Annotated in this window: 8 protein-coding genes; 4 read left to right on the top strand and 4 right to left on the bottom strand. The window is 67.1% G+C overall.

The window, feature by feature from the left end; translation table 11 throughout:
* Positions 1–450: 450 nt before the first annotated feature.
* Positions 451–822 (bottom strand): hypothetical protein, encoded by a 372-nt coding sequence (locus tag ACXJKM_RS05855; RefSeq protein WP_457350908.1) that lies wholly within the window; start codon positions 820–822, stop codon positions 451–453.
* Positions 823–1,252: 430 nt separating this feature from the next.
* Between ACXJKM_RS05855 and ACXJKM_RS05850 the strand changes: the two genes are divergently transcribed.
* The gene (locus ACXJKM_RS05850) at positions 1,253–1,756 is read left to right on the top strand and encodes a phage integrase N-terminal SAM-like domain-containing protein (RefSeq protein WP_457350906.1); all 504 of its coding nucleotides are present in this window, start codon (positions 1,253–1,255) and stop codon (positions 1,754–1,756) included.
* 499 nt (positions 1,757–2,255) lie between these two features.
* Here the strand turns inward: ACXJKM_RS05850 and ACXJKM_RS05845 are convergent, their stop codons facing one another.
* Both ACXJKM_RS05845 and ACXJKM_RS05840 read right to left on the bottom strand, forming a co-directional pair.
* Positions 2,256–2,564 (bottom strand): high-potential iron-sulfur protein, encoded by a 309-nt coding sequence (locus ACXJKM_RS05845; protein WP_457350904.1) that lies wholly within the window; start codon positions 2,562–2,564, stop codon positions 2,256–2,258.
* A 68-nt stretch (positions 2,565–2,632) separates the two neighbouring features.
* A complete protein-coding gene (locus ACXJKM_RS05840) occupies positions 2,633–4,381 on the bottom strand; it encodes a PQQ-dependent methanol/ethanol family dehydrogenase (RefSeq protein ID WP_457350902.1) in 1,749 nt (582 codons plus the stop codon).
* Positions 4,382–4,782: 401 nt separating this feature from the next.
* Between ACXJKM_RS05840 and exaC the strand changes: the two genes are divergently transcribed.
* Entirely contained in the window at positions 4,783–6,306 is a 1,524-nt protein-coding gene (gene exaC, locus ACXJKM_RS05835; RefSeq protein ID WP_457350900.1) for an acetaldehyde dehydrogenase ExaC, read from the top strand.
* Between the two features lie 19 nt (positions 6,307–6,325).
* Here the strand turns inward: exaC and ACXJKM_RS05830 are convergent, their stop codons facing one another.
* Positions 6,326–6,976, bottom strand: a complete 651-nt coding sequence (locus ACXJKM_RS05830) for a hypothetical protein (RefSeq protein ID WP_457350898.1) — start codon at positions 6,974–6,976, stop codon at positions 6,326–6,328.
* Positions 6,977–7,160: 184 nt separating this feature from the next.
* Between ACXJKM_RS05830 and ACXJKM_RS05825 the strand changes: the two genes are divergently transcribed.
* Positions 7,161–7,724, top strand: a complete 564-nt coding sequence (locus ACXJKM_RS05825; RefSeq protein WP_457350896.1) for a flavodoxin family protein — start codon at positions 7,161–7,163, stop codon at positions 7,722–7,724.
* 49 nt (positions 7,725–7,773) lie between these two features.
* Positions 7,774–8,256 carry a GNAT family N-acetyltransferase gene (locus tag ACXJKM_RS05820; protein WP_457350894.1) on the top strand — a complete coding sequence of 161 codons (483 nt, stop codon included), beginning with the start codon at positions 7,774–7,776 and terminating at the stop codon, positions 8,254–8,256.
* Positions 8,257–8,351 lie beyond the last annotated feature (95 nt).

The raw sequence follows: 8,351 nt of genomic DNA, 5'->3' as shown, positions 1-8,351 counted from the left end.
GCTATCCAGCACGGGGTCAGCAGCCACGGCTACTGGCACATGGCACGGACCCCGGTGACACAGCAGGCGATGTCCAACGCGTGGTTGAAAGCGCAAGGATTGGTCAGCGTCCAAGCTCTGTGGTGCAAGGCCCAGGGCTACTCGACATAACGGCTTCGTCGAGCGCGCCAACTGGTTGAACCGCCCACTGCGGACCCGCACGGTGGGTGGTGTGGGGGCTGGGGGCTAAATACCCCCGGCTACCCGATTGGGCATTAGCCGCAGCCAGGACGGAACAAGCCATGGCCATGAGCGGCGAATGATCAACTGAGCCCAGGTTGGAAACAAAGCCGAACTCTCCCGATTCCACAGCTTCGTTGATCTTTGGGTCCATGGCGTCCAGTAGATGCTCAACGTTGAAATTCAGCGGATCAGCCAGCGTAGCTGGCGCAGGTCCGCTGCAATGCCCGGTTAGCCAACTGCTGCATGCTCGTAGCGCCGATAGACACAACGCCCTTCGATCTGCGCCCAAACCATCCGCTCGCCAACGACTTTGATGTGCGTGTGAACTGGCACGTTGGCAAGCTGTAACGCCTCAAGGTCTGTCACCACATCTTCAATTCCCTCCCGGTCAACCGAGGAGTCGGCCTCCAAGTAGAAGTGCATATGGACTTCGGACCCAACGCATTTCAGCGATATAGCGACCATGTTGGGACGAATGGCACCCCACAGGGCTTGAACGGCAGAGACGACTTGGTAGTTCTCGTAGTGCAACAGCCGGTCTGGACGGATGCCTCGAAGGGTAATTTCGATTGGATCGTCCGACATAGGCAGGTGGTCCATGCTGCTGGCTAACGTCAAAGCTCAGCGGGCGGCGCAGCCGTCCGCTGAAGCGACCGGTTATGCCGAGCGCCGTTTGTCGAAGCGCCGGTGGCCGCGACAGGGAAAGGCCGCCGAAGTTGAAGACCGTCGAAGGCTGAGGCGAGCACGCTTGGTGGACTAGCCGCAAGCGCAATGCAGGCCCAATCCGATACCTGGGCGCTGGCCACGCGTGACACCGACACGCGCTCGCCCGAACACGCGGACCGCTCGGTCGCCGACGCAACGAGCCCGCGGCGCAAGCAGGGCACAAAGCGCTCGATGGAGTTCAGGCTAGCGTGCTGCATAACGTGTTCTCGGGAGACCGCCGCTGCTGCCTAGGCAGGCAAGCTGCGCCACAACATCGCCCTGGTGAATCGTGGCAAGTGCTTGACTCACCTTCAGAATTTCCCAGTTGACTGTTGTTTTATACAGCATTAAATTTCCGGCAAAAGCGGCACGTTGTTACAAGTTCTCGCCGGGCCTGTTCGGCGCCGCTGGAGTGGCCATGATGCCAGTCAGCTCACTCAGTTCGCCAGCTCGGGGAAACCTGCGGCCTGCGCCATCGGCGGCGCTGCCGCCGCTTCGCTCGGTGCGGGTGCTTGACCAGTTGCGAGAGCGGCTGCGCCTGATGCACTACAGCCTGCGGACCGAGGAGGTCTATGCCTATTGGCTCAAGGCCTTCATCCGGTTTCATGGCATTCGCCACCCCGCGGAAATGGGCGGCCCGGAGGTCGAGGCCTTCCTGACGTACCTGGCCAATGACCGCAATGTCTCGCCCTCCACGCACAGCCAGCGGCCGCACCGTGCTTCACATTGTCCGCAGGGTGTATTTCGTGCTGACGTTCGACCCTCAGGGTCGTGTCGATACCGACCGGATGCATCGGCAGCAGCGTGCCCTGGCAGGCTTGGCGATTGACGCCGTGTTTACTCAAGCGCGACCGTCTCGCGAGGTGTTGGACGCCGCGGATCGCTTCGTAGCGCAGGGCGGGCGCTGGCAACCTACACATGCCCTGGCTCAGCGGATCGATGCGGCGGCCCTTGGCGGACTGTGATTCAGTCGTACGCGACCACCGCCGGCCACCGCTGGTCGCTGCGCGAATACTCATGGCGGCGCCGGGCTGAACTGGACATCGGTACTTCCGCTTTGGTCACTTTGCTGACGCCCGCGTCGTTCGGGCCTGCGGCCGCGATAGCTGTCGTTGACCGGCCCGGTGACTCGCCAAGCGCGGGCATCGGTGGGTGGCCGGTCCCGGTGGTCCAGCAGCCGCTCAGGCTGCGAACCGTTCAATGACCGTTGCCGCGGACAGCTGCCAATGGATCGCAAAGTCTGGGTGACAGCAGCCAGCCTGAAGGCGACAGCCGCTTTTCCGTGTGATCGACCAAGTGGGCTCCTGTTCCGCGAGCCCGGCTTGGGCTCAGCCCGGCGCCTTGACCCACGCATTGCACCAGCCGTTCTTCGCGACCTGCGCCTTGCGGCCGAACATCGCGCAGCCGCTCCACGCGTCGGTGGGTTTGGCCTGCCAGAACTGGCAGTTGGCGCAGTGCTGGCTGGCCTGGTGCTTGGGGAACTTGGCGGCGTCGACCTTGGTGGTGTCGTGCCTGTAGCCCAGGGCGACAGCGGTCTCGCTGGCCTCGTCCACGGGGGTGGCGGTCTGCGCCACGGCGGGGCAGGCCAGGCAGGCCGTCGTGGCCTGCAGCATGAAGATGCGGCGGGTGGGATGCATGGGAACCTCGGGGAATGAACGTGGCACCGGCCTGCACAGGCCGGCGCCTTCATGACGAAACGAGCGGTTTACTTGGGCAGCTTGAACACCCAGACCATGCCGCCCTGCTCCAGGAAGCTGACCTTCTTGGCCACGTCGCCGCCCCACAGCGGCACGGCGCCGCCCCAGCCCGACACGACGCTGATGTACTGCTCGCCGTTTTGCTGCCAGGACACCGGCGGTGCGACGACGCCCGAGCCGGTCTGGAACTGCCAGACGACCTTGCCGGTCTTGGCGTCCGCGGCCTTGAGCCAGCCTTCCGGCGTGCCCCAGAACACCAGGTTGCCGGCGGTGGTCAGCACACCACCCCACAGCGGCGCGTTGTTCTTGACCTCCCAGACGATCTTGCCGGTCTTGGGGTCCACTGCGCGCAGGGCGCCGATGTAGTCGTCGTTGAGCGTCTTGATCGTGAAGCCGGCGCCCAGATAGGCGGCGCCCTTCTTGTAGGCGATGGGTTCGTTCCAGATCTCCATGCCCCATTCGTTGGCGGGCACGTAGAAGAGCTTGGTGTCCGGGCTGTAGGCCATGGGCATCTGGTTCTTGCCGCCCAGGAAGGAGGGCGACGAGAACACCGAGTTGCCCTTCTTGCCGTCGGCGCCGGCGGTCGGGTCGCCGGGGCGGTTCTCGGGCACGAAGTTGGGCCGGCCGGTCTTCAAATCGATGCCGGTGGCCCAGCTGATCTTCTTGACGAAGGGAAAGGCGTTGGCGAGCTGGCCGTTGGTGGCGTCCAGCACGTAGAAGAAGCCGTTGCGGTCGGCCTTGGCGCCCATGCGCTTGCCGTCCTGGTCGAAGGTGATGAACTCGTTGACGCCGTCGAAGTCCCAGCCGTCGTTGGGCGTGCCCTGGTAGTGCCACTTGATCAGGCCGGTCTTCACGTCGATGGCGACGGTGGAGCAGCTGAACAGGTTGTCGCCCTGGCGCAGATGGCTGTTCCACGGTGCGGGGTTGCCGGTGCCGAAGTAGGCGAGGCCGGTCTTGGGGTCGTAGGTGCCACCCAGCCAGGTGGCCGCGCCGCCGGTCTTCCACAGGTCGCCGGGCCAGCTCTTGCCCTGCGTGCCGGAGATGCCGTTCTCGTGCTTCACGCCGGCCTTGTCCCAGGTGTAGCCCATGTGGCCTTCGACGGTGGGGCGGGTCCAGACCATCTTGCCGGTCCTGGGGTCGCGCGCTTCCACACGGCCGACCACGCCGAACTCGCCGCCCGACACGCCCGTCAGCAGCAGGCCCTGGGCAATGATGGGTGCGGCCGTGGCGGAGTAGCCGGCGGCGTAGTCGTCGATCTTTTCCTTCCACACCACGTCGCCGGTGGCCTGGTCCAGCGCCACGAGCTGGGCGTCCAGCGTGGCGAAGATGACGAGGTTGTCGAACAGCGCCGCGCCGCGGTTGACGACGTCGCAGCAGGGCATGATGCCGTCGGGCAGGCGGTGCTCGTACTTCCACAGCTTGGCGCCGGTGGCGGCGTCCAGCGCAAAGATGCGCGAGTAGGAGGCCGTCACGAACATCTTGCCGTTGTGGATCAGCGGCTGCGACTCCTGGCCGCGCTGCTTCTCGCCGCCGAAGGAGAAGGCCCAGACCGGCGACAGCTTGGCCACGTTGCCCACGTTGACCTGCTTGAGCGTTGAGTGGCGCTGGCCCTGCGTGCCCAGGCCCCAGGACAGCACTTCCTGGCCCGACTTGGCCGAGGCCTCGATCATCTGGTCGGTCACGGCGGCGGCGGCACTGCCGGCGGCCACCAGGCCGAAGCTCACGGACAGCAGTGCGGCGAGAGGGTTGAGTTGCATGGCGTTGTCTCCTTTGTTGATGGATATGCACCGCCGTGCCGATGGGCATGCGGATGGCCGGTCAAGGCGCAAGCTCCATGCCAGTTGAAATCGCGCAGTTTTCGCGGCGCGATGGAGCAATGCGGCGGCGCGCGGGCAGGGGTGCTCCGGGGCCGGTGTCAGCCCCGTGAACAGGCTGCGCCGCGCTGTGACAGCGGGCGCCTGGAGCACTGCCGGCAGGTGCCGCGGCCTGTGTTTGCGCAGCGCTGTGCCGTTCTGTGCCGGACTGCTCCAGCCTGCAACAGCTGAAGGGTGATTTCCCTTGGCTACGACCCGTGCAGCGGGCTCTGGCGTGCCCGCCGTGTGCTGGCACGGGTTCTGCGTTGATGGACATGCCTCAACCCATTCGCAGGAGACAAGCCATGACTGTTTACGCCGCCCCCGGTGCTGCCGGCGCCAAGATCGCCTACAAGGCGCGTTACGACAACTTCATCGGCGGCAAGTTCGTGCCGCCCGTGGAGGGCCAGTACTTCGACGTCATCACGCCCATCAGCGGCAAGGTCTACACCCAGGCCGCGCGATCGAGCGCCGCCGACATCGAGCTGGCGCTGGACGCCGCCCACGCCGCTGCCGCGAGCTGGGCCGCCGTGCCGCCGGCCGAGCGCGCCAACCTGCTGCTGAAGATTGCCGACCGCATCGAGCAGAACCTGGAGCTGCTGGCCTACGCCGAGACCGTGGACAACGGCAAGCCCATCCGCGAGACGTTGAACGCCGACATCCCGCTGACGGTGGATCACTTCCGCTACTTCGCCGGCTGCGTGCGTGCGCAGGAAGGCGCACTCTCCCAGATCGACGGCAACACCATCGCGTACCACTTCCAGGAGCCGCTGGGCGTGGTGGGCCAGATCATTCCGTGGAACTTCCCCATCCTGATGGCGGCCTGGAAGCTGGCCCCGGCACTCGGCGCGGGCAATTGCGTGGTGCTCAAGCCCGCTGAGAGCACGCCGGTCAGCATCCTCGTGATGGCCGAGCTGATCGCCGACCTGCTGCCGCCGGGCGTGCTGAACATCGTCAACGGCTTCGGCCGCGAGGCCGGCATGCCGCTGGCCACCAGCAAGCGCATCGCCAAGATCGCCTTCACCGGGTCGACCGCCACCGGGAAGGTCATCGCCCAGGCCGCGGCCAGCAACCTGATCCCCGCCACGCTGGAGCTGGGCGGCAAGAGCCCCAACATCTTCTTCGAGGATGTGATGGCCGAGGACGACGCCTTCCTCGACAAGGCCATCGAGGGCCTGGTGCTGTTCGCGTTCAACCAGGGCGAGGTCTGCACCTGCCCGAGCCGCGCGCTGATCCAGGAGAGCATCTACGACAAGTTCATGGCGCGGGCGCTCAAGCGCGTGGCCGCCATCAAGCAGGGCAATCCTCTCGACACCGACACGATGATGGGCGCGCAGGCTTCGGCCATGCAGATGGACAAGATCCAGACCTACCTCGCGCTGGGCAAGGAGGAAGGCGCCAAGGTGCTGATCGGTGGCGACCGCGCCCATCTCGGCGGCGACCTGGCGGGCGGCTACTACATCCAGCCGACGCTCTTCCAGGGCAACAACAACATGCGCATCTTCCGCGAGGAGATCTTCGGCCCGGTGCTGGCCGTGACCACCTTCAAGACCGAGGCCGAGGCGCTGCAGATCGCCAACGACACGCCTTACGGCCTGGGCGCCGGTGTATGGAGCCGCGATGGCAGCCGCGCCTACCGCATGGGCCGCGCCATCCAGGCCGGTCGCGTGTGGACGAACTGCTAYCACGCCTAYCCGGCGCATGCGGCSTTYGGYGGCTACAAGGAGTCCGGCATCGGCCGCGAGACCCACAAGGCCATGCTCGACCACTACCAGCAGACGAAGAACCTGCTGGTCAGCTATTCGCCGAACGCGCTCGGGTTCTTCTGAGCGAAGCGGCTCGCGCCGATCAGCGCGGGCGGCCTCGCACCAGCGGCAGCACACCTGACGTCAGCAAGGCCAGCAACGCCAGTGGCAGCGTGCCCGGCAGCGGCAGCTGGTTGACGGTGCGCATCGCGACGCGCAGGTTGTCCAGCCCCGTCTCTTCGTTGCCGCCGTTGCCTTCATGCGCCTCGGTCCAGCGGACGGCCGCGATGGCACTGGTCGAGATCACGCCGACGAAGATCGGCGCGCCGCTGCCGCCCGAGATGGCGAGGTCCTGCGTCGTGCCGTCGCTGAAGAGGAATGACAGCAGGCCCTGGTCGACCGCGGTGCTGGGCACGCCGGGGCTGGATTCGAAGGCGGTGATGTCCAGCGCGGCGGCGAGGAAGGGCAGCGCGTAATGGCCTTCGAAGTAGGCATTGCCGAGGTTGCGCGCGCCAAAGGCCGTGGCCGTCTGCGCGAAGGCCTGGACCGGGCCGAGGTTGCTGGTCAGGGTGACGCCGGGCAGCACCGCCACGCCTGTCAGGTTGGTGCCGGACGAATAACCGGAGAAGTCCTGCGTCTGCGCCGCCCCGCTGATGGCGCCCTGCCATGCCGCGAGGCTGTTGTAGACGGACACGCTGGCGGCCTGGGCCACGCTCAGGGTGGACAGGGCAAGAGCAAGGAGGGCACGGCGCATGGTGGGTCTCCCGAGGGGTGTTGCACCATTGGGCGACCGAAGCCCTGCCGGCGCCCACCCCAAACCCTGGGGGGCGCCCCGCAGATGGAGGGGGCAGCCGGCAGGCCGCAGGCGTGCCCCGCGGCGGGCAAAGGGCATGGGCTTGGCGCCATCATTTGGCCCTGCCCCAGCAACCCCTGCCGCCATGACCGAAACCGCTGCACGCCGCGTCCTCATCCTCCTCGCCAGCACCCGCGCCGATGGCAACGCCGAACTGATGGCCCGCGCCGCGGTGGCGGCGTTGCCCGCCGGCACCGAGGTGCGCTGGCAGCGCATGGCTGAATTGGCCCTGCCGCCCTTCGAGGACATCCGGCACAGCGTTGGCCAGTACCCGGCCCCCACTGGCGACCTCGCCCGCCTGCTGGACGACACCTTGTGGGCGACCGACCTCCTCGTCGCCTCGCCGCTGTACTGGTACAGCCTGCCCGCACCGCTCAAGCTCTACCTCGACCACTGGAGCGCCTTCATGCGCGTGCCGGGCCTGGACTTCAAGCCGCAGATGGCCGGCAAGGCGATGTATGTGGTGTGCGCCACCAGCAGCGGTGACGAGGCCCACCTGGCTGCGCCCCTGGTGGACAGCCTGCGCTTCAGCGCCGGCTACATGAAGATGCGCTGGGGCGGCGCCGTGCTGGGCGACGGCACGCGGCCCGGCGACGTGCTGAAGGACGAGGCCGCGATGGCCGCTGCGGCGAAGCTGCTGCTGGCGTGATCGCCATGACCTCAGACTGGCGACTGACCGATCCGTTAGGCTCGGGCCTATGCTGCACTTTCGCCCGCTGTTCCCGCAGGACCAGTCCACGCTGTGGGACTGGCTGCACATCGCGCTGTGGGACCCGCCGCCCGCGCCGCTGCGCCCGCGCGAGGTGCTGGACGACCCTGGCGTGCGCATCTATGCCGATGACTGGGGCCGGCCCGGCGACATCGGCCTCGTGGCCGTGCGCAATGGCGCGGATGCGGGCGCCTGCTGGATGCGTGTGCTGCCCGAGGGCGTGGGCCTGGCGTCGGTGGATGCGAGCACGCCGCAGCTGGGCATCGGCTTGTGGCCGGCCTTCCAGCGCCAGGGCATCGGCAAGGCGCTGATGTTGGCGTCGCTGGACGCCGCCTGGCGGGCCGGCCATGCCCAGGTCGCGCTGACCGTCCATCCCGAGAACCCGGCGCGGCGCATGTACGCCAGCTGCGGCTTCGAGGAGGCGGGGCTGCGTGGCAGCTACCACCTGATGGTGGCGCGCCAGACAAGCTGATGTCGTTTGATCCCCGCGGCGAAGCGCGCGGGCCACCCAGCGACCACCGTGGAACCGGCTTCGCCGGGCCACTGGTGGTGCCCCCTTGAGGGGGC

This window comes from Roseateles sp. P5_D6 (genome assembly GCF_054049415.1).
The sequence above is the reverse complement of the archived record's forward strand: the minus strand, read 5'-3'. Positions and strand labels throughout refer to the sequence as shown.

Excerpts from the sequence above, each read along its gene's own strand:
- ACXJKM_RS05855 (WP_457350908.1), bottom strand. The coding sequence starts at position 822 with ATGGACCACCTGCCTATGTCGGACGATCCAATCGAAATTACCCTTCGA.
- ACXJKM_RS05845 (WP_457350904.1), bottom strand. The coding sequence starts at position 2,564 with ATGCATCCCACCCGCCGCATCTTCATGCTGCAGGCCACGACGGCCTGC.
- ACXJKM_RS05840 (WP_457350902.1), bottom strand. The coding sequence starts at position 4,381 with ATGCAACTCAACCCTCTCGCCGCACTGCTGTCCGTGAGCTTCGGCCTG.
- ACXJKM_RS05830 (WP_457350898.1), bottom strand. The coding sequence starts at position 6,976 with ATGCGCCGTGCCCTCCTTGCTCTTGCCCTGTCCACCCTGAGCGTGGCC.
- ACXJKM_RS05825 (WP_457350896.1), top strand. The coding sequence starts at position 7,161 with ATGACCGAAACCGCTGCACGCCGCGTCCTCATCCTCCTCGCCAGCACC.
- ACXJKM_RS05820 (WP_457350894.1), top strand. The coding sequence starts at position 7,774 with ATGCTGCACTTTCGCCCGCTGTTCCCGCAGGACCAGTCCACGCTGTGG.